This is a genomic window from Streptomyces sp. NBC_00435, assembly GCF_036014235.1.
Taxonomy (GTDB): Bacteria; Actinomycetota; Actinomycetes; order Streptomycetales; family Streptomycetaceae; genus Streptomyces.
The window spans coordinates 7,342,054-7,361,549 of the sequence record NZ_CP107924.1 but is presented as its reverse complement, the minus strand read 5'-3'; the positions used below and the strand labels follow the sequence as shown (position 1 = coordinate 7,361,549).

General features: G+C 71.8%; 19 protein-coding genes. 9 read left to right on the top strand and 10 right to left on the bottom strand.

Features of this window, described 5'->3' with window-relative positions:
• Positions 1-21 precede the first annotated feature (21 nt).
• Positions 22-885, top strand: a complete 864-nt coding sequence (locus OG389_RS33150; RefSeq protein WP_328302518.1) for a helix-turn-helix domain-containing protein — start codon at positions 22-24, stop codon at positions 883-885.
• Here OG389_RS33150 and OG389_RS33145 read toward each other — a convergent pair.
• The 4 genes from OG389_RS33145 to OG389_RS33130 all read right to left on the bottom strand — a co-directional run bounded on the left by OG389_RS33145 (position 877) and on the right by OG389_RS33130 (position 6,926).
• Positions 877-4,314, bottom strand: coding sequence for an endo-alpha-N-acetylgalactosaminidase family protein (locus OG389_RS33145; RefSeq protein WP_328302516.1), 3,438 nt, complete (start codon positions 4,312-4,314; stop codon positions 877-879). The two genes, OG389_RS33150 and OG389_RS33145, sit on opposite strands and share 9 nt — an antisense overlap.
• A 242-nt stretch (positions 4,315-4,556) precedes the next feature.
• Positions 4,557-4,931, bottom strand: coding sequence for a YbjQ family protein (locus OG389_RS33140; protein WP_328302514.1), 375 nt, complete (start codon positions 4,929-4,931; stop codon positions 4,557-4,559).
• Positions 4,932-4,978: 47 nt separating this feature from the next.
• Positions 4,979-5,641 carry a response regulator transcription factor gene (locus tag OG389_RS33135; RefSeq protein ID WP_328304288.1) on the bottom strand — a complete coding sequence of 221 codons (663 nt, stop codon included), beginning with the start codon at positions 5,639-5,641 and terminating at the stop codon, positions 4,979-4,981.
• Between the two features lie 61 nt (positions 5,642-5,702).
• Entirely contained in the window at positions 5,703-6,926 is a 1,224-nt protein-coding gene (locus tag OG389_RS33130; RefSeq protein WP_328302512.1) for a sensor histidine kinase, read from the bottom strand.
• Between the two features lie 468 nt (positions 6,927-7,394).
• Here OG389_RS33130 and OG389_RS33125 point away from each other — a divergent pair, with 468 nt between their 5' ends.
• Complete coding sequence (locus OG389_RS33125) at positions 7,395-7,892, top strand: hypothetical protein (RefSeq protein ID WP_328302510.1); 498 nt, start codon at positions 7,395-7,397, stop codon at positions 7,890-7,892.
• 34 nt (positions 7,893-7,926) lie between these two features.
• On the opposite strand, the gene OG389_RS33120 is transcribed toward OG389_RS33125, so the two are convergent.
• From OG389_RS33120 to OG389_RS33100, 5 genes are all read right to left on the bottom strand, one after another.
• Positions 7,927-8,304: an NTP pyrophosphohydrolase gene (locus tag OG389_RS33120; RefSeq protein WP_328302509.1), complete on the bottom strand. Its 378-nt coding sequence runs from the start codon at positions 8,302-8,304 to the stop codon at positions 7,927-7,929.
• A 28-nt stretch (positions 8,305-8,332) separates the two neighbouring features.
• Positions 8,333-9,322 (bottom strand): phosphatase domain-containing protein, encoded by a 990-nt coding sequence (locus OG389_RS33115; protein ID WP_328302507.1) that lies wholly within the window; start codon positions 9,320-9,322, stop codon positions 8,333-8,335.
• Positions 9,323-9,324: 2 nt separating this feature from the next.
• On the bottom strand, positions 9,325-10,542 hold the full coding sequence (locus OG389_RS33110) for an RNA ligase (protein WP_328302505.1): 1,218 nt from the start codon (positions 10,540-10,542) through the stop codon (positions 9,325-9,327).
• A 72-nt stretch (positions 10,543-10,614) separates the two neighbouring features.
• The gene (locus tag OG389_RS33105; protein ID WP_328302503.1) at positions 10,615-11,355 is read right to left on the bottom strand and encodes an epimerase; all 741 of its coding nucleotides are present in this window, start codon (positions 11,353-11,355) and stop codon (positions 10,615-10,617) included.
• Between the two features lie 29 nt (positions 11,356-11,384).
• Positions 11,385-11,819 (bottom strand): VOC family protein, encoded by a 435-nt coding sequence (locus OG389_RS33100; protein ID WP_328302501.1) that lies wholly within the window; start codon positions 11,817-11,819, stop codon positions 11,385-11,387.
• Positions 11,820-12,303: 484 nt separating this feature from the next.
• Between OG389_RS33100 and OG389_RS33095 the strand changes: the two genes are divergently transcribed.
• Positions 12,304-13,014 (top strand): YoaK family protein, encoded by a 711-nt coding sequence (locus OG389_RS33095; protein WP_328302499.1) that lies wholly within the window; start codon positions 12,304-12,306, stop codon positions 13,012-13,014.
• A 54-nt stretch (positions 13,015-13,068) separates the two neighbouring features.
• Here the strand turns inward: OG389_RS33095 and OG389_RS33090 are convergent, their stop codons facing one another.
• The gene (locus OG389_RS33090; RefSeq protein WP_328302498.1) at positions 13,069-14,013 is read right to left on the bottom strand and encodes a tellurite resistance/C4-dicarboxylate transporter family protein; all 945 of its coding nucleotides are present in this window, start codon (positions 14,011-14,013) and stop codon (positions 13,069-13,071) included.
• Positions 14,014-14,310: 297 nt separating this feature from the next.
• Here OG389_RS33090 and OG389_RS33085 point away from each other — a divergent pair, with 297 nt between their 5' ends.
• The 6 genes from OG389_RS33085 (at position 14,311) to OG389_RS33060 (ending at position 19,496) form a co-directional block, all read left to right on the top strand.
• Positions 14,311-15,276 carry an urea transporter gene (locus OG389_RS33085; RefSeq protein ID WP_443059380.1) on the top strand — a complete coding sequence of 322 codons (966 nt, stop codon included), beginning with the start codon at positions 14,311-14,313 and terminating at the stop codon, positions 15,274-15,276.
• Positions 15,277-15,338: 62 nt separating this feature from the next.
• A complete protein-coding gene (locus tag OG389_RS33080) occupies positions 15,339-15,644 on the top strand; it encodes an urease subunit gamma (protein ID WP_328302496.1) in 306 nt (101 codons plus the stop codon).
• A 3-nt stretch (positions 15,645-15,647) separates the two neighbouring features.
• Positions 15,648-16,538 (top strand): sirohydrochlorin chelatase, encoded by an 891-nt coding sequence (locus tag OG389_RS33075; protein ID WP_328302495.1) that lies wholly within the window; start codon positions 15,648-15,650, stop codon positions 16,536-16,538.
• A 23-nt stretch (positions 16,539-16,561) separates the two neighbouring features.
• The gene (locus OG389_RS33070) at positions 16,562-17,050 is read left to right on the top strand and encodes an urease subunit beta (protein ID WP_328302493.1); all 489 of its coding nucleotides are present in this window, start codon (positions 16,562-16,564) and stop codon (positions 17,048-17,050) included.
• Positions 17,050-18,774 carry an urease subunit alpha gene (ureC, locus tag OG389_RS33065; protein ID WP_328302491.1) on the top strand — a complete coding sequence of 575 codons (1,725 nt, stop codon included), beginning with the start codon at positions 17,050-17,052 and terminating at the stop codon, positions 18,772-18,774. The genes OG389_RS33070 and ureC overlap by 1 nt, the downstream gene beginning before the upstream one ends.
• Positions 18,771-19,496, top strand: coding sequence for an urease accessory protein UreF (locus tag OG389_RS33060; RefSeq protein ID WP_328302489.1), 726 nt, complete (start codon positions 18,771-18,773; stop codon positions 19,494-19,496). Before ureC ends, OG389_RS33060 begins: the two co-directional genes overlap by 4 nt.

The following is a 19,496-nucleotide window of genomic DNA, read 5'->3' as shown; positions in this document are numbered from 1 at the left end:
CTTGTGGATCACAATCCGCAGATGGCAACGCCCCCGTACAGCAGCTGGATGCGGTACTTCTCGCCGACCGCCAATCACCGCCGGCTCGGCCTGGTGTGCCTCGGTGTGGGGGTGCAGCAGGGCGTGCTGCCGGTGGTCGGCCCGCGCGTGCTCGACCACCACGTCGCGGTGGTGGTCTGCGCCGGCCGCGGCTGGTTCAGCCACGGCGGGCGGGCCCCGCAGTCGGTGACGGCCCCGGCGCTGCTGTGGCTGGTGCCGGGAGTGGAGCACCACTACGGTCCCGACCCGGAGACCGGCTGGGACGAGTGCTTCGTGGATTTCGCGGGTCACAGCGTGGAGGCGTACACCGACCTCGGCTACCTCACCCCCGACCGCCCGCTGGTGCCGCTGAGCGGCACGGCCGGGGTGCGGCACGTGGTCGACGGGATCGTCCGGGCGGCCCGGCGCGGCGGACCGCTGCTGGAAGTGGAGGCGGCCGCGGCCGTGCACGGGCTCCTCGTCGCGCTGCGCTACGCCCGGGCCGAGGTGTCGCTGCACGGGGACACCGTGATGGACACCCTGGCCCGGGACGCACTGCTGCCGATATCGGTGGCCGAGCACGCCGCCCGGCTCGGGATGCCGCTGCCCCAGCTGCGCGGGGCGGTGCGACGCAGTACCGGGGAGGGGGTCAAGGAGTACCTCCTCGGCATCCGCCTGAGCCGGGCGAAGGAACTGCTGGCCCGGACCGACCTGCCGGTGGCCGGAGTCGCCCGGCGGGTCGGTTACGAGGACGCGGCCTATTTCAGCAGGCTGTTCAGCCGCCGGGTGGGCGTGGCGCCGGTCCGGTTCCGCCAACAGCAGTCGACGCAGCCGCAGTCCGCCGCGCAGCAGCCCCCGTCACGGTAGGTAGCCGATGTTGAGCTCGGCGACCGCCGTCCACGGATTGCCCGAAACCTCCTTCGTGGCCTTGAGCTTGACGTAGCGCGCGGTGCGGGCGGTGAAGGCGACATCCTGCTGGGCGGTGGTGTTGGCGAAGGTCCCGGAGGTGGCCGCCGTGCCCCAGTTGACCCCGTCGGTGGACGTGAGGACCTGGTAGTCGGCGATGCGTCCGTTGCTCTGCGTCTGGCGGGGCAGGTAGTGCAGGGCTGAGACGTTGTACGAGGCTCCGAGGTCGAGGGTGATCTCGTGCGGCATCGGCGTGGTGGCCTGGTACCACTGGGTGTGCCAGATGGTGGCTCCGTCACCGTCGAGCACGTTGGCCGCGGCGCCGTTCTCGCCGGCGGTCTCCTGGCTGTCCACCGCCTTGACACTCATCTGGCCCTGCGGGACGAAGAGTTCGCCGCCACCTCCCGTGCCGAGGTCGTCGACCGCGAGATCGTCCAGGATGAAGTCGGCCTCGTTGTGCGAGCCTTCGCCGGTCACCTTCCGTACGCCGATCCAGGCGTCGGTCCCGGCCGTGAAGGTCTTGGTGAAGGTGGTGGCCGTCCGGGCCTGGTTCAGCGCGGTGGCGGTCTCGGTGCTGCCGGATCCGGTGATGAACTGGTAGTCGCCGCTGAAGCCGTTCTCGTAGCTGAAGGTGACCTTGTACGAGCGGCCGGGCGTGAGGCGCAGCGTCTGCGGGAGGGTCCGGTAGACGAGGCCCTGCCGCTCCTCGTGCGACTTGAGCGAGTTCTGCCCGCTGATCACGTCGTCGACGAGCTTGCCGCTCCATCCCGCCTGGGTGTACGGGGCGTTGCGCTGGGCGATGTGGGTGCGCGGGTCGGTGGCCGATCCGCCGGCTCCGCCGAAGGCGAAGGGGCCCCAGCCGGCGTCCACGTTCTCGAAGTCCTCGGTGAACCAGTGACCTGCGAGCGGGGTGCGGGCCGAGCGGACGACGCGTACGTCGTCCAGGTAGACGGTGCCGGCGGCGGAGGCCGCGGACAGTTTGAGGGTGGCGGCCGACTGCCCGGCCGGGACGTCGAAGAGCACCTTCATGCGCTGCATCCTGGTGGTGTTCTTCTCGCTGCCGCCGAGGCTGTTGGTCAGTGTCGAGGAGTCGGCGTGGACGGAGGCGGCGGCGCCTCCGGCCGGGGTGACGGCGAGGGTGGTGGCGCGGCCGGCCGGGGTGGAGACCCAGACGGAGGCCGCGTAGGTACCGGGGGTGAGTCCCGTGAGCTGCTGGGAGACGGCGGGGGTGGTGCTCGGCGCCATGGTGAGCTCGTTCTGCCCCTGGGCGTTGCGGGTGACGGCGGCGCCGGTTCCGGTGACGGTCCAGGCGTTGAGGTTGCCCGAGTAGAAGGAGGGATCCTTGAGGGGGGTGCCCTCGCCCCAGTTCGGGTCGGCCTGGGCGGGCGCCGTGCCGTTGGTGACGACGTAGCCGGTCCTCGCGGTGGCGTTGATGGTGACCTGCCCGCCCGTGACGGTGAGGTCACCGACCAACTGGCGTCCCGTGTCGGTCAGTTTGTAGAGCTTGGGCGAGGACCAGCCGGCCGGCAGGGTCCAGGTGGTGGAGCCGCCCGCGGTGTTCCAGTGGTAGAGCTTGCCGTCGCGCGGCAGGAGGTAGGTGGAGCCGCTCAGGACCGTCCGGCCGCCAGTGGTGATCTTGCGTGTGCCACCGGCCGTGGTGACGGTCGTGCCGTTCGCGAGGGTGATGGTGTCGGAGGTCCACTTCACGACCGGGGATTCCTGGAGGTACTTGGTCGGCAGGTTGGTCGCGAAGGTGGTGGAGAGGAAGGAGGTGTAGTCCCGCTTGCCCTGCCAGCCCTCGTACGCGGTGAGTTCGGCGCCGCCCAGCAGGGCGTTGCCCGCAATCCAGTCGTCCTTGGTGTGGTTGGCGATGAAACGGGCGATGTGGGAGTTGATTCCCTTGAGGTCGGTGCCGCCGTAATTGACGTCGGTCGCCCAGTGGTGCCAAAGGGACTGCTCGGTCATCGAGTTGGGGAACTCAGTAGCGAGCTGGTAGCCGAGGCCACCGATCTCGCGTTCGAGCTTGCGCGAGACGTAGCCGTCGCCGTACCAGACGTCCACGTAGAGGAAGTCGAGCCCTGGGGCGGCCGCCTTGAGGTCCTGCAGGCGCCCCAGGCGCCCGCCCGACTGGCCGTCCTTGCGGGTGTCCACGTAGTACGACTGGTCGAGCCAGTCCCAGCCGAGCCCGCTGCTCTGGTGGGCCGGGTCGAAGGTGGCCGAGACCGGGTACTCCTCGGTGGCGTTGATGTGCACGCCGAAGTCGGCGTTGTAGGTGTGGCCGACGGTGGTCAGGGTGTTCAGGTCGGTGGCACCGCCGAGCTTGGAGCCGATGTTCTTGTAGTCCATGTGCGCCGAGTCGTGCCCCTCGGAGGCGTACCCCTTGAGCAGGACGAACTGGCCCAGGCCGTCGGTGGCGAGGTTGACCCGCTTGGTCTCGTCGAGGATCTCGGCGAAGGGGTGGGTGGCGGCGGAGGCGAAGTTGAAGGGGATGCGCTGCACGACCCGGTCGGCGGTCTGCTGCCAGCCGGTGGGCGGGGTCCAGATGTCGCGGTAGGCGACCGCCGCGTCCTGCCAGTCCACGGTGGCGTCGCCGTTGCGGTCCGCGGCGATCGCGACCCGGACGTAGGGCAGCGGTTCGGTGTCCGTGTCGGCGGCACCCGCGGCCCGGTACAGCCAGGATCCGCTCCACAGGCCGGCCCGGCGGTACGCGCCCTTGTCGGTGACCCGCTTGCTGATCCGGCCGTTCTCGGTGGCGGTGCCGCCCGAGGGCGTGTCGTAGGAGGAGTTGGAGTCGATGGCCGCGGCCAGCTTGCCGGTGTTGGCCAGGCCGTACATCACGGTCGAGGCGGAGGCGTCGACCGGGGTGCTCGCGGTGATCGGGGTGAAGGTGTCCCCGGTGCCGGTGGTGGCGGTGTACATCTTCGCGGTGGAGAGCGCGGCGCCCGCCTGGCTGCTGCGGACGCTGACGAGGTTGTGATCGGGGATCGCGAAGCTCCGTACCCGCAGGGCCGGGGTGTCCTCGATCGCGGTGACCTTGAACTCCACGACCGAACCGGTCACCGAGAGCCGGGACCTGATGGTCACTCCGGAGAAGGCGAGGGCGTAGTCGACACCGGAGGCCGAGGGCGTCGCGGTGACGGTGGGGGTGTAGGTGGTCCCGTTGACGACGATCGCACCGATCGTGTCCTCGTTGCCGTTGAGCACGTCCCCGGTGGCGGTGCGGGTGTAGCTGATGACACGGGGGAAGGCGCTGTCCACGCTGACGGACAGCTCGGGCGAGGCGATCGTCACGGGGGCGGCCGCCACGGCGGGGGCGGCGGGCACGGCCACGACCAGGGTGGCGACCAGACCGGCCACCGCGGCCGCGGCCGGCCAGAGGGGGAATCGCATCGGACCTCCGGGAGTCGGCGCTTCCTGTGCGGAAGACCGCACGCCGTGGAGGCCGGCGGTCCGCTCACTGACCAGTCAGCTTGCGGATCGCGGCACTGCAGGCCCATGGACAAACCCGAGCCCCGTCCTGGACTTATGTGACCGGTGGGTCACGTGGTCCGGCGCCCCGGGGCATGGATCCCCTGAGCTGTCCGGCCGGTGAGGCCGGTCGGTGAAGCCGGTCGGCGGCCGGACTACGTGCTCTACGTGCTCGCCGGAACCAGGATGACCGCCGTGCCGTAGGCGCAGACCTCCGTGCCGACGTCGGCGGCGTCGGTCACGTCGAAGCGCATCATCAGTACGGCGTTCGCGCCGCGGGCCTTCGCCTGTTCGATGAGGCGCTCCATGGCCTGGTTGCGGGTCTCCACCAGGGTCTTGGTGAGGCCCTTCAGCTCGCCTCCGATCATCGATTTCAGGCCCGCGCCGATCTGGCTGCCCAGGTGGCGGGAGCGGACGGTGAGGCCGAAGACCTCACCGATGACCTGTTCGACCCGGTAGCCGGGAACGTCGTTCGTCGTCACGACCATGACGCCGGTCTCCTGTGCGCCGGGGCCGCCGCCGTAATCTTCGATACCCATGGGCTCCACTCTGGCGGCGCCGGGCGGTGCCCGCATCCGGAGCGGGGTCAGGGCAGCCGGGCGGCGAGACCGTACTCGTGGGCGACCACCACGGCCTGTGCCCGGCTCGACAGCTTGAGCTTGCTCATGCAGCGGTGGACGTGCGTCTTGACGGTGGCGGCGCTGAGGACGAGGCGACCGGCGATGTCGGCGTTGGACAGGCCCGCCCCGACCAGGCCGAGGATCTCGCGCTCGCGCGCGGTCAGGGTGTCCAGACCGGGGTGCGGGGTGCGGGCCGCCGGGGCGGCGTACGTGGCCACGAGCCCGCGCAGGGCGCCGGGGCTGAACAGCATCTCGCCGGCGTGCACCGTGGCGATGGCGGCGAGCAGCCGGTCGGGCGGGGTGTCCTTGAAGAGGAAACCGCCCGCCCCGACCCGCAGGGCCCGGAAGACGTACTCGTCGGAGTCGAAGGTCGTCAGCATGAGCACCTTGGGGCGCGAGCCCGGCCCGGCGGCGGCCAGGATCCGCTCGGTGGCGCTGATCCCGTCGATTCCGGGCATCCGGATGTCCATGAGGATCACGTCGGGGCGGGTGGCCGCGGCCAGCCGCACCGCCGCTTCGCCGTCCTCGGCCTCGCCGACGACCTCGTAGCCGGGGGCGGCGGTGAGGAGCGCGGTCAGTCCGGACCGGATCAGGAACTGGTCGTCGACGACTAGGACGCGCAGCGCAATCACTCCTTCAGGCTGTGTTCCGTGTGCTTCGTGTGCTTCGTGCGCTTCGTGCGCCTGGTGTTCAGTCGGCATGGGCGGTCCTCGGGACGGGGACGCACAGGCTGACCTCGAAGCCGCCCCCGGGGGCCCGCTCGGCGGTCAGCGTGCCGTGGTAGATCTTCGCCCGTTCGCGCATCCCGACCAGCCCCTGGCCGGAACCGGAGGAGCCCGGGGAGCCCGGCGAACCCGGGGACCCCAGTGAGCGCGCCGAGCGCCCCCCGTCACCGCGGCCGTCGTCCTTGACCCGTACGCGGACCTCGTCGTCGGCGTAGTGGACGCGGACGGTGGTGCGCGCCTCCGGGGCGTGCTTGAGCACGTTCGTCAGGGCCTCCTGGACCACCCGGTACGCGCAGAGGTCGATACCGGGCGGCAGGGCGTACGCCGTCCCCGTGATCGTGACGTCGACCGGTACTCCCGCCGCACCGATCCGGCGCACCAGTTCGTCGAGGCGGCCCAGCCCGGACACCTCGGGGGGCACCTCCTCCGCGGGCGCCGTCCCGTCCTCCCGGAGCACGACCAGCATCCGGCGCATCTCGTCCAGGGCTTCGTGGGCGCTGGCGCCGATGGTGTCCAGGGCCCGGCGGGCAGTCGGCGGGTCGGAGGAGAACACGTACCCGGCCAGCCCGGTCTGCACGGAGATCACCGAGACGTGGTGCGCGATGACGTCGTGCAGTTCGCGGGCGATCTGGATGCGCTCGGCGATGACGGCCCGGCGGGCCTTCTCCTCCTGCTCCAGGCGGAGTTGGCGCGTCAGCTCGCGCAGCCGGCGGGATCCGTCGCCGGCCACCCAGCAGACGGTGGTGGTGACGGTGACGAACCCGACGCTGAGCGGGCCGAGTCCGGGCTCGGCGAGCCGGGTGCCCCAGAGCAGCACCAGCAGCGAGACGGCGGCGCAGCGGACGGACACGCGGCGGGGGCGCAGGGAGGCCACGGTGTAGAGGGCCAGGAACATCCCACAGACGGCGGGAACGTGGTAATAGCCGAGGGTGAAGTAGGTGCCGATGCAGATCGCGGTGCTCACCAGGACGGCCACGGGGTAGCGGCGGCGCAGGACGAACGGCAGGTACACGGCGGCGAGCAGCCAGTAGGCGAGGGGGGCGGCTTCCCGCCAGTGGCCGTTGGGATAGGGCGTCTTGGCGAGCACGCTCGCCGATATCCAGAGCGAGCCGACGGCCCACACGATCTCGACGACGACCGATCTCGCGGCACTGAACCGGATCACCGCCGGATGTGCGGACAGCTGCACGTCAAACCCCCTTGTGTACACCCCTGGTTGTACAGGGTTACCCCCCGTGGCGGTAGGCGCAGTTCAACCCGTGGATGGGCGAGGGCAACAGGTAGCCGCCCGTAGATTTCCTTGAGCCGGTCCCAACCGGCAGTGGCCCGATCCCCCCGGGGCCCGCCACGCGGCCGTGCCCGTTCGGGGGCGGGCACGGCCCCGGCGACCCTCCGCGCACCTGCCCGCACGCCGCGCCCCGTCCACTCCCCTCGGAGCCCGGGCCGTACCCGCGCCGGCGCGGCTTTCCCCGTACTCCCCCACCGGAGCGCCACCAGCCGGCCGCCCGCTCCGCATATTGGGCATATCGGGCTAAATCGCGGTGCGTCAGCCGAGCTGGACGGCCCTCCGTCGCCATAGTCGTCCGTGGCGACCGCCTGGTCGCCGTCCCGCGCCGCGTTCCGCGGCCGGGCGGACATCTCTCGGAGGAGCCGGCTCATGCTGAAGCCCACCAGGACCATCCTCGCCCTCGCCGCCGGAAGCCTGGTGCTCGGCCTGGTGGGGGCGGGTTCGGCCCTCGCGGACGGCAACCCGCGCCACGACAACCCGGGCCAGGAGAACGTCGTGGACGACGAGCAGGGCTCCGACGATCTCGCCCGGCCCGACGAGTCCCACAAGCGCAAGCACGTCCGCGGCGTCGTCACCTCGCGCGGCGCGCTGACCGTCCGCAGCCGGCCGACCACCCACTCGTACAAGCTCGGCAAGCTGCACCCGCACGAGAAGGTCGCCATCGAGTGCAAGAAGCGCGGTGAGCGGGTCGACGGCAACAACGTCTGGTACCTCCTCGACGGCAAGGAGGAGAAGGACGGCATGGACGGCATGGCACCCAAGGCCGCCAAGGGCATCAAGACCGCCGCGGCCGCCAAGGACCGCAAGGACCACTGGGTCTCGGCCCGCTACATCAAGAGCTTCGGCGAAGTGAAGTACTGCCGCTAGCGGCGTCCGGGCCGGCCCTGCGGGGCCGGCCCCCTCACGTCTGCGGGCGCACCGCTCGCGGGCCCACGCACCGCGCACCGTACGCCCGTACCCGCTCGCGCAGTTCCCGGTCCGCCGTGACCACCACGCACGCGCCGGGCTCCGCGCACGCGGCCACCAGCTCCACGATGCGGTCGTCGCCGCTCCCGGGCGCCGCGTCCACCCGTACGCCGGGCACGGACTCGACGCCCCGGGCGGCGCCCTCGACGACCAGGACGATCTCCTCGCCCCCGCCGCGCTCGGCCAGCCGGTCGCGCAGCCGCTCGGCGGCCCCGCGCCGGTCCCGCCACCAGCCGTCCGGCACGGACCCGACGACGTTGGCTCCGTCCACGATCAGCAGGCTCACGTGTTCACCGTGTTCGTCGTGTTCCACCGGCCCAGTATGGGCGCCGGGACGCCCGCTAGAAGTCGCCGTAGTTGACCTGCCAGGTCGCCAGCCCCATCCGGCGCCAGATGGCCACCACCCGGTCGCGGTCGTCCAGGGACACCCGGACCGCGTACCGCTCCCGCACGTGGGCGTTGAACAGCTCCGCCTTCACGATGTCGTCACGGCGCGTGTCACCCGCGGGCCGCATCCACAGTTCGTCGTACGGGACCTCGTGCTCCCGCAGCCAGGCCTCGGTCGGCTCCCGGAACTCCTCGCCCCGCCCCGACAGCAGCACGACGACGTCGCCGTCGGCCCGCCGGAAGGCGTTCAGGGCGTCGCGCACCGGCGCGTTGAGGGTGTCGGTGCCGCAGCGCGAGAAGTCGTACGGGTTGCGGTCGCCGGTCATCGCGAGGGTGCCGTCGATGTCGCACATGACCGCTGTGGGCAGCGTCGGGTCGGCGACGTACGGCGACACGTCCGGCTGGTCGTTGAGCCAGTCCGCCGTGAGCCGCCAGCCTCCCTTGCGCGCCTTCGCGTGCTTGTCGGCGAGTATCCGGATGATCTCCTCGCCGACCTGGCGCTCTCGGGCGGCGTCGCGGCGCAGGCACTCCTCCACGGGCACGTCGGTGTAGTCGTGCACGACGAAGGTGGCCCGTCCCGCGACGGCCGCCTTCAGCCGCTTGGGGATGTACGAGGTCAGATGGGTGTTGTCGACCACCACGTCGAAGCCGCCGTCGACGGCCGCACCGACCGCCGCGTCCTGGATGTCCAGCACGGTCTGCTCGTGCTTGTACGAGCGCCCGCGCTCGGGGTCCGGCACGTCGAGCATGGACCGCAGGTCGTCGAGGTTGACGCGGCGCATCCGCCCGCCGGACTCCGCTTGGAGGGCCCGTGCGGCGGTGGTCTTGCCGGAGGCCGGCAGCCCCGTCATGACGTGGACCACCGGGAGTGCGGGGGCCGCGGCCACGGGCGCGGGGCTCTCGGTCACCGGACCGGGAGTCTCGGTTTCGGGGACTTCGGACACGTTCAGTTCTCCTCGTCGTTCGTGAAGGGGTCGGACGTCTCGGGCCGCACCTGCCGCCAGGTGATGAGCTCGGTCGTCCTGCCGTCGAGCCGCTGGAACAGCGCGCCGCGGATCCCGCCGTCGCGGATCTCCTTGGCGGCGCGCGCGAACGCGCCCCGGTCACCGGCCAGGTGGGCGAGCGAAGCGTACGCCTCGTCGATGGCGCGCTCGCGGAGCGCGGCCTGCGTCTCGAGCCGTTCGATCACCGAACGCACCCACTGGTCGAACTCGTCGGGCACCTGCTCCAGCAGCGCGTCGAGCGGCTTGCCTCCCGAGGCCTCGATGTCGGCGACGGTGCAGTTCAGGCCCTGGGCCAGCTGCTTGACCGGCAGCCCGGCGAACCGCTGGATGCCGTGGCCGCGCCAGATGTCCCGCTCGGTCACGCCGGTGAGCACCTTGTGCAGCCGTACGTACTCGGCGATCTTGGCCTTGGCGCGGACGCCCGAGGCGAAGCGCAGGACGAAGCCCTCGGCGTCGGTACCGGTCGCGGCGGCGCCGCCGGGCAGCGTGCTGGATCCGGTCAGCGCGAGCAGTTCGCCGAGCGGCATGGCGGGCCACACGGCGACCACGGATCCGATGCCCTGCCAGTGGACCGCGGCCTCGGCGAGCGGCACCTCGGTGCCGTCGGCTCCGTCCGTGCGGTACGCGGCGAGAAGCACGAGGTCGCGCCGGTCCCCGTAGTCCACGACGATGCGGTTCTGCGGGTACAGGATCTCCGCGAGGTACGTGGTACCGGGCACCAGGGCGGACGTGTCCCGTCCGTCGAGGCGGCGCTGCGCCCAGGTGGCCTGGGTGCTGGTGAAGGAGCCCTTGGACGCGACCCGCCACTTCCCCGCGTAGTGGAAGACCACCCCGAGACTGCCGTCGACCTTGTCGTACACCTCGAAGGGCTCGTCCGGCAGGGCCGGCGCGTACGGCTGACCGGACTCGTGCTCTGCGACGTTGAAGAACTTGGGCAGCGGCAGCGCGACGACCGCGCCGGTGTCGTCGTCGGCGACGAGGCCGCGACAGCGCGTGGTGACCTGGTTCCAGACCCGCTCGTACTGGGCGGTCCGGGTGTAGGTGTAGAGGGACAGCGGCAGCTCCGGGTGCGACTTGCGGGTCACGTATCCGGCGTCGATGGCCTCGGTCAGCGCCTGAGCGGGCATCAGGTCGTGCAGAGTCAGGCGGTCCTGGCTCATGGGGTTCCTCCCGGTTCGAGATAGCTCATTCTCGGGGGCGGGAGGGGTCGGACGGAACCGAATATCCGCGCGTTACCGCAGGTCTCCGGCTCGGCCCGGGCCTTCGCCGCCTCTCCCGCCCCGCCCGCCCGCGCCGCCTTCGCCGCCCACCCGGTTGATGTCCTGGGGCCGCAGGATCCGCTGGGTGCCCGCGACGGCCGGTCCGGCCGCGGCGACGGCGATCATGGCGCGGCCGAGCGCCCGGGTGGTGGTCACGAGGTTCGGGGCGACGCGCCGCAGGACCGGGAAGAGCGGCGCGGTGAGGGCGTACCCGGCGCGGTAGAGCGGGGTCTTGGAGGGCGTGCCGCGGTCCGGCTGGACGATTCCGGGCCGGAACATGTACGCCTCGAAGTCCAGCTCCAGCAGGTCGTTCTCGGTCTTCCCCTTGACCCGGGCCCACATGGAGCGGCCGCGCTCCGTGCTGTCGGTGCCCTCGCCGGAGACGTAGGCGAAGGTCAGCAGGGGGTTGGCGGCGGCGAGGGTGCGGGCCGCGGCGAGCGTCAGGTCGTAGGTGATCCGGCGGTACTCCTCCTCCTTCATGCGGAAGGAGGAGACGCCGAGGCAGAAGAAGCACGCGTCGTACGAGGCCAGGTCCAGGCCGGGCGCCGAGAGGTCGGTCGGATCGGACTGGACCAGCTCGCGCAGCTTGGGGTGGGTGACGGAGAGGGGGCTGCGGCCGACGGCGAGGACCCGTTCGACGGAGTCGTCGCGCAGGCACTCGCGCAGGACGCCCCGGCCGATCATTCCGGTCGCACCGAAGAGGATGACGTTCACGGCCCCACCCTATGCGCGGGTGCCCCCGGTCAGCGGGAGACGCAGAGCTCGTTGCCCTCGGGGTCGGCCAGGGTGGTCCAGACGAAGGGTCCCTGGTTGCCGTCGTGCAGGTGCTTCGCCCCCTTGGCGAGGAGCCGCTCGACCACGGCCTCCGGGTCGTCCCCGCCGGTGCGGACGTCGAGGTGGACGCGGTTCTTGCCGGTCTTGGCCTCCTCGACCAGCTGGAACAGGACGCGCGGCGCCCGTTCGAGGCCCTCGGGATGGCGGATCCCCTGGCCGGCCTTCCAGACGAGGACGCCCCGGTGGGTGGTGGTGTCCTCCTCGCCCGCCCGGCCGGAGGCGATCATGCTCCGGATGAACTCCTCGTCACTGGGCTCGACTTCCCAGCCCAGGGCCTCGGCCCACCAGTCTGCGAGGGCGTGCGGAGTGGCGGAATCGACGGTCACCTGAAACGTATAGGCCATGCCGGGACCCTACTGAGCGCTCCTGGTCTCCGCCACCGCTGCAGCCTGCCCGGGCAGTCCCGGAAGAGCTTCGCGCCGGGTTCACGCCCGCGAGGCCGCGCCCGGTGGGCCCCGGGCGGCTGCCGGTCGGGAATCCGGTTCTGGGGCGGGGCGGCCTGCCGGCCAATTCGCCCGCGTGGACGTACTGGAATCGCCGAAATCATAGGAGTCACAGGAATCGCAGGAATCACAGGGTGCTCGCCGGGGCACCCCGCCGGGATGCGACACGGAACTCCCTTACCCGGGAACCCAATTCGACGCCTGAACCTCCGCAAGCCCCTGCGGGTCGCTCCTTCAATCGTCCACCGGGGACCGCTACCATTTCCGGGGGCGAATTCCATTTCTCCTGCCCCCTTTCGGGGCGTGCGGGTCCCTTCGATTCCGGCGCAAGTCCCGTTCCCACCCGCCAGGGGCGACCGGCCCGTGCCACGACCGGAGGGACCCCATGACCCCCACACCTCGGCGACGCGGGATCCTGCGGCCGCTGGCCGCGCTGCTGTTCCCGCCGGGGCCGGACGGCGCGCAGTCGCCGCACGGGGTGCTGCCGCCCCTGCTGATCGTCCTCACGTTCGTCAGCGGTGTGGTCGACGCGGTGAGCTACCTGGGGCTCGACCACGTCTTCGTGGCCAACATGACGGGCAACGTGGTCTTCCTCGGCTTCGCGATCGCCGGGGACCGGTCCCTGTCCGCCCCTGACTCCCTGCTGGCCCTGGGCGCCTTCCTGGCCGGGGCCTCGGCCGCCGGCCGACTGCGGCGGACCACCGAGGCCGCCCGGATGTTCGCGCCGCTGGTGGCGGCGCAGACCGTGCTGGTCGGCGGTGCGCTGGCGCTGTCCGCGACCGGCGGTGGACCGGCCGGCGTGATCGCCCTGCTCGCGCTCGGCATGGGCCTGCAGAACGCCGTGGTGCACCGGCTCGCCGTCCCCGACCTGACCACCACCGTGGTCACCAGGGCCCTGACCGGGCTGGCGGCCGACCCGTGGGGGCCGGCGCCGCTACGACGCCTCGTGACGGTCGTGGCCCTGCTGCTCGGAGCGCTCGCCGGAGCTCTGCTGACACTGCGTCACGGCTCGGAGTGGGCACTGGTCCTGGCCGTGGTCCTGCTGGGCTGTGTGGCCTGCTCCCGGACGTGGGAGGGCGCCCGGCGGCGACCCTGATGACCAAGTCGCCGGTCGGTGAGCACCTCGGCCGGGGGGGCGCGGACCCCGCGCTCACCTCCGTTGCCGGGATTCGCGGTCCGCGAGGAAGGCCGCGCAGGTCAGCACGCATGCGCCGACCGCCACCCAGAGCAGCACCGTGCCGAGCGGGCGCAGCCAGGGCACGCCGGTCGGGGCCGCCGCGGAGAGGCAGGCCGTCGCCGTCATGCCGAGCGGGAAGACGCTCGACCAGCGCCGGATGTCGTAGCGCGGGCGCGGGCGGACCGCTTCGGCGGCGAGGAGCACGGCGTACCAGGCGAGGGAGAGGCCGAGCGTCGCCAGCGTGACGGTGCGCAGCCCCGTGTGCACCGGCCCCGTCCACAGGGGTGACGCCGTCAGTCCGGATCCGGCGAGGGCGGTGATGGAGAGCGCCCCGCCGGCCACCCAGTGGTCGCCCGCGCCCGATACCACCTCGCGGAAGTCGAAGCGCACGAGGGCCTGCGCGTAGAGCAGCAGGCCCAGGCAGAAGGCGGCCAGCGCGGCCCGGCCGAGCCACTCGCGGCCGGTGGCGGTGGACAGTGCGCCCGCCAGGACCGCGAGCCCCTGGGTGGCCACGCAGACGAGGAAGGCCGCGCCGGGCATCCGGCGCCCCCAGTGCCGCAGTACGGCGATCAGCAGTCCGGGCCAGAGCGCGGCGGCCAGGACGAGCAGCGCGAAGGCCGCGGCCTGCCACCCGAGGACGCAGAGCCGGGCGCCGAGGACGGTCGTGGCGGCCACGGCGGTGAGGGCCGCCGGGGTGTCGGCCTCGGCGCGGAACCGGCCGCGGTCGCCCAGCAGCCGGGCCGTGAAATCGGCGGCGAGTACGAGCCACAGGGCCCCGGAGACGGCCAGTGCGACGATCGACAGCGCGCCCTGGCCGATGAGGCGCAGGCCGACCGAGAGGATCCCGGCGGCCATGACGGCGGCGCCGGCAGCCGGGGACAGCTCGGCCCACCATCGGGCACCCGCGAAGACTCGCACCCCGTCACGGGACACCACCGCACCGGGTCCCGCCGGTGCGGCGCGCCATCGGGGCGGCGGCGATGACCCTTCCGGGCGCGCCGCCGCGCACGGCCCGATATTCCGATCGTATTCCCGTTCCCCGTCCACACGAATGCGAATGACGAACACATTTATCGAAAACACACTGCCGTCACCTTGGAATTCCGACACGCCCATCTCCGGGCAGGATTGCCCCGGTTCACGGGTAATGTCGTCAACGCGCCACCGATTCTCGGGCCCTTCAGGGCCCTCTCTTTTTGCGCATTGGAGAAGGAAATGCAGGCCGTGGCAACGGAGCCCGCACGACAGGCTCCCGCTCAACCCGCGAGCTTTGTCCAAGAAGTCCTGCGGGGCGTCGCCCAGGTCGATTTCATGCCGAGTGCGATCACGGGCATCTTCTTCCTCGCGGCTCTCGCCGCCGCCGGCTGGCAGTACGCCCTCTACGGACTCCTGGGCGCCGCCGTCGGCACCGGCACCGCCTACGCGTTCGCCATCGACCGTGAGATCGTCTCGGCCGGACTGCGCGGCTTCAACGGCACGCTCGTCTCGCTCGGTTTCGCCGTATTCCTCGGGTGGAAGCACCTCTCGACCCTGCTGCTGGCGATCGGCGGCAGCATCACCGTCGTGGTCGTCACCTCGGCGCTCGCCACGATCCTCGGCACGTGGAACATCCCCACGTTCACGGCGCCGTTCTGCATCATCGCGAGCGTCATGACCATCGCGGCACCCAGCTTCTCCCGGGTGTGGCACACGGGCCCCGATCTGGCGGCGCTGCCCGAGTCCGCCAACGGAACCACCACGTTGGACTGGGACCAGCTCTGGCACGCCTTCTTCGCCAACGTCGGGCAGATCTTCTTCATGCCGCAGTGGTACGTCGGCCTGATCTTCCTCGCCGGGATCTTCGTGGCCAGCCGGGTCGCCGGAGTGATGGCCTGCGTCGGCAGCCTCACGGCCATCCTCGTCGCCTGGGCGATGGGTTCACCGGCCGAAGGGGTCGCGCAGGGGCTCATGGGCTACAGCAGCGTGCTCGTCGCGATGGCACTGTGCGGGGTCTTCGTCGTCCGGTCCGGCTGGAGCTTCTCCTTCGCCGTCCTGGGCGCCGCCGCCGCGACCGGGCTGACGGCCGCCATGACCGCGTTCTTCGCGCCGTTCGGCGGCCACACCTTCACCTGGCCGTTCGTCCTGACCACGCTCGTCTTCGTGGCGGCCGTGCCGCAGATCCCCCGGCTGCAACGGACCTGACCCCTCCCGGGCCGCTGCCGTCGTGCACCTCGAACACCTTGAGAGCCGAAAGTGAGTGACCGATGAATCTCGCTCCCCGTGAGATGGACAAGCTCTGGATCTACGTCGTGGCCGACCTGGCCCGCAAGCGGCGGGACCGGGGCGTCAAACTGAACTACAGCGAGGCCTGCGCGCTCATCAGCGAGGGCATCCTCGAAGGCGCGCGTGACGGCAGGACCGTCGCCGAGTGCATGGAGCTCGGAAAGCAGGTCGTCTCCGGCGCCGATGTCATGGCCGGCGTACGGGAGATGCTGCCGCTGCTCCAGGTCGAGGCGGCCTTCGTGGACGGCACCAAGCTCGTGTCCTGCCACGACCCCGTCGGCGCCTGACCCGTGGCCGCCGTAGCACCAGAACGCCCGGGCGCCACGAGCGGGCCGGAGGTCACGGTCGTGCTGGCCGGCGGCCACGAGGGCGGGGCCGCGACCGGGGCCCTCCGCGCCGGCCGGCCGCTGGCCGACGCCGTGCGCGCGGCGCTCGCCGCCGCGCCCGGCCCGGTCTGCGTGGTCCCGATGACGCTGGGGCGCGATCCCGCGCTGATCGCCGACTGCGCCCGCGCCCTGCGCTGGCTGGGCCGGGAGGAGGGGCACGGGCGGCTCGTCCTGGCGGCGCCCTTCGCCACCGTGGACCACCTGACCGCGTGGTTGCGTACCGCCGCGCTCAAGGCGGTGCGCCAATCGCCCGGCACCTCCGCCGTCCTGGTCACCGCGCCGGCCGCCGGGCCGTTCGAGGACGCCGATCTCTTCCGGGTGGCCCGGCTGGTGCGGCAGTACGGTCACCACCGCTGGGTCGAGGTCGCCTTCGACGGGGGCGACCCGGACCTCGCGGAGGGCGTGGAGCGCTGCCGCCGCCTGGGTGCGGACCAAGTCGCCCTGATCCGGGCCGCGTTCGCCGCGCCCGCCGTCGTACCGGCCGGGGTCCTGGACGTCGGTCCGCTGCTGTCGGACGCGGCGGTCGCACAGGTCGTACGGGCCCGTGCGCAGGAGGCGCTGCACCGGCTCACCCACGGGCAGGACGGCATCGCCGAGGGCCTGGACGCCGAGCACGGGCACGGGTACGCGCACTCGCACGGCCCGGGTGCCGACCACGACCACGACCACGGTCACGGTCACGGTCCCGGTCCGGCCCACGGTCACGGCCTCAGCCACGGCCACGGCCACCCGCACGACCGCGAACCCGGCCACGGCCACCCGCACGGCGGCGGCCACGGTCACTCCCCCCACTGATCCGAAGGAAGGGAAGTACCACCATGTCCGGTGGCGCCAAATACCTCTACGGAGAAGGCTCCGTAGAGATCAACGCCGGCCGCCGCAAGGCCAAGGTCACCGTGTCCAACACGGGTGACCGCGCGGTCCAGGTCGGCTCTCACTACCACTTCTTCGAGGTCAACCGGGCCCTCGACTTCGACCGCAACGCCGCCTACGGCATGCACCTCGACCTCCCCGCGGGCACCGGCGTGCGCTTCGAGCCCGGCGACACCCGCGAGGTCGAGCTCACCGCGTACAGCGGCCACGGCCGGCTGATCGGCTTCAGTTCGCTCGTCGACGGCGGCCTCGGCTCCACCGACACCCGCATCCGCGCCCTGCGCCGGGCGGTCGAGCTCGGCTTCAAGGGCGCCCGCATCGAGGACGTCCACACCGAGACCGCGCCCCGCGCGGCCGGCGCCGGAGACGGTGACGGGTCCAGGGCCGAAGACGGCAAGAAGAAGAACAAGACCCACAAGAAGGGATCGAACTGATGGCCGTCCTGAGCCGCAAGCAGTACACCGACCTGTTCGGTCCGACCGTCGGCGACCGCTTCCACCTGGCGGACACCAATCTGGTCGTCGAGGTCGAGAAGGACCACAACGAGGGCCACTACGGCGACGAGGCCGTCTACGGCGGCGGCAAGGGCATCCGCGACGGCATGGCGCAGGACCCGCAGGCCACCAACCTGCAGGGCGCACTGGACCTGGTCATCACCAACGTCGTGGTCATGGACCCGATCCTCGGCGTGGTCAAGGGCGACCTCGGCATCAAGGACGGGTTCATCGCGGGTCTCGGCAAGGCCGGCAATCCGCACACCCAGTCCGGTGTGCACCCCAAGCTGGTCATCGGCCCGGGCACCGAGGTGATCTCGGGCGAGCACCTGATCGCCACGGCCGGCGGCATCGACACCCACATCCACTTCATCGCCCCTCAGCAGGCCGAGCACGGCCTGTCCAACGGCATCACGACGATGATCGGCGGTGGCACCGGCCCCTCCGACGGCACCAACGGCACCACGTGCACCCCGGGTCCGTGGAACATCGGCCGCATGTACCAGGCGGTCGAGGACCTGCCGGTCAACGTCGGCCTGCTGGGCAAGGGCAACGGCTCGCTCCCGGAGGCGCTGATCGAGCAGGTCGAGGCGGGCGTCTGCGGACTGAAGGTCCACGAGGACTGGGGCACCACCCCGGCCGCGCTCAGCAGGGCCCTGGACGTGGCCGACAGCTACGACGTACAGGTCGCGGTGCACACCGACACCCTGAACGAGTCCGGCTTCTTCGAGGACACCCGCTCGGCGATCGACGGCCGCACCATCCACACCTTCCACACCGAGGGCGCGGGCGGCGGGCACGCCCCCGACATCATGCGCGTGGCGGGCGAGCCCAACGTCCTGCCGTCCTCCACCAACCCGACGCTGCCGTACACGGTGAACTCGGTCGACGAGCTCCTCGACATGGTGATGGTCTGCCACCACCTGTCGCACGACATCCCGGAGGACGTCTCCTTCGCGGACTCCCGCGTGCGCGCCGAGACGATCGCCGCCGAGACGGTGCTGCACGACGAGGGGGTGATCTCGATCTTCTCCTCCGACTCGCAGGCCATGGGCCGCATCGGCGAGTCCTGGACCCGGGCCTTCCAGACCGCGCACCACTGCAAGGACCAGCGCGGCAAGCTCGACGGCGACACCGAGCGCAACGACAACTTCCGCGTGCTGCGCTACCTGGCCAAGATCACGATCAACCCGGCCATCGCCTCGGGCACGGCCGAGCACATCGGCTCCCTGGAGACCGGCAAGCTCGCCGACATCGTGCTGTGGCCGATCGGCTCCTTCGCCGCCAAGCCGAAAATGGTCATCAAGGGCGGACTGATCAACTGGGCACTGATGGGCGACCCGAACGCCTCGCTGCCGACCCCGCAACCGGTGTACTACCGGCCGATGTTCGGCGCGTACGGCAAGGCGAAGCAGGCCACCCGCGTCTCCTTCATGTCGCAGGCCGCGATCGACCTCGGCGTACCGCAGAGGCTCGGCCTGGACAGCAGGGTCCTGCCGGTCAGGCACTGCCGTACGGTCGGCAAGCAGCACATGGTCCGCAACGACGCGCTGCCCGTGATCGAGGTGGACCCGGAGACGTACAAGGTCAGCCTGGACGGGGTACCGGCCACTATCGAGCCGGCCCGCGAACTCCCGCTGAACCACCTGTTCTACCTGGCATGAGCACCACCGTGATCCGCGCCGAGGGCGCGTCCGCCTCTCCCGTGCAGGCCCTGCTGGTCAGTCTCCAGCTGACCGACTCGGCCTTCCCCAGCGGCTTCTACACCCTCTCGCACGGCCTGGAGGGCTACGCCCAGGCCAAGGCCGTGACCCCCGAGGGCCTGCCGTCGCTGCTGGCCGACCTGCTGCGGCACTCGGTGGGCCCGTCCGACGCCACGGCGCTGGCCCTGGCCCACCGGGCCGCGCTGGCCGGCGACTGGGACGCGCTCGCCGAGACCGACCAGCGGCTGAACGCCTCCAAGCTGAACGAGGGGCTGCGCCGCGCCGCCACCCGTACCGGGCGCCAGCTGCTGGACATCGCCCGCGAGTGCGTCGGCGGGGAGCCGCTGGAGCGGTACGCCTCGCTCGTCGCCGCCAAGCGGGCACCCGGCTCGCAGGCGGTGGCCGCGGGGGTCGCGTACGCGGCGGCGGGCGTCCCGGCCGAACAGGCCGTGGTGAGCGACCTGTTCGCGTACACGGCCAGTTTCACCGGCGCCGCGCTGCGGCTGCGGCTCACGGACCACCGCAAGGCGCAGGTCGTCCTGCGGGGCGTCGCGCCCGTCATCGAGGAAGTGGCGGGCGCGGCCCTGCGCCGCGAACTGGCCGATCTCGGCGGTTTCGTTCCGATGGCCGATGTGATGTCGGGCCGTCACGAGCGGGCCGAGGCGCGGCTGTTCGCGACCTGA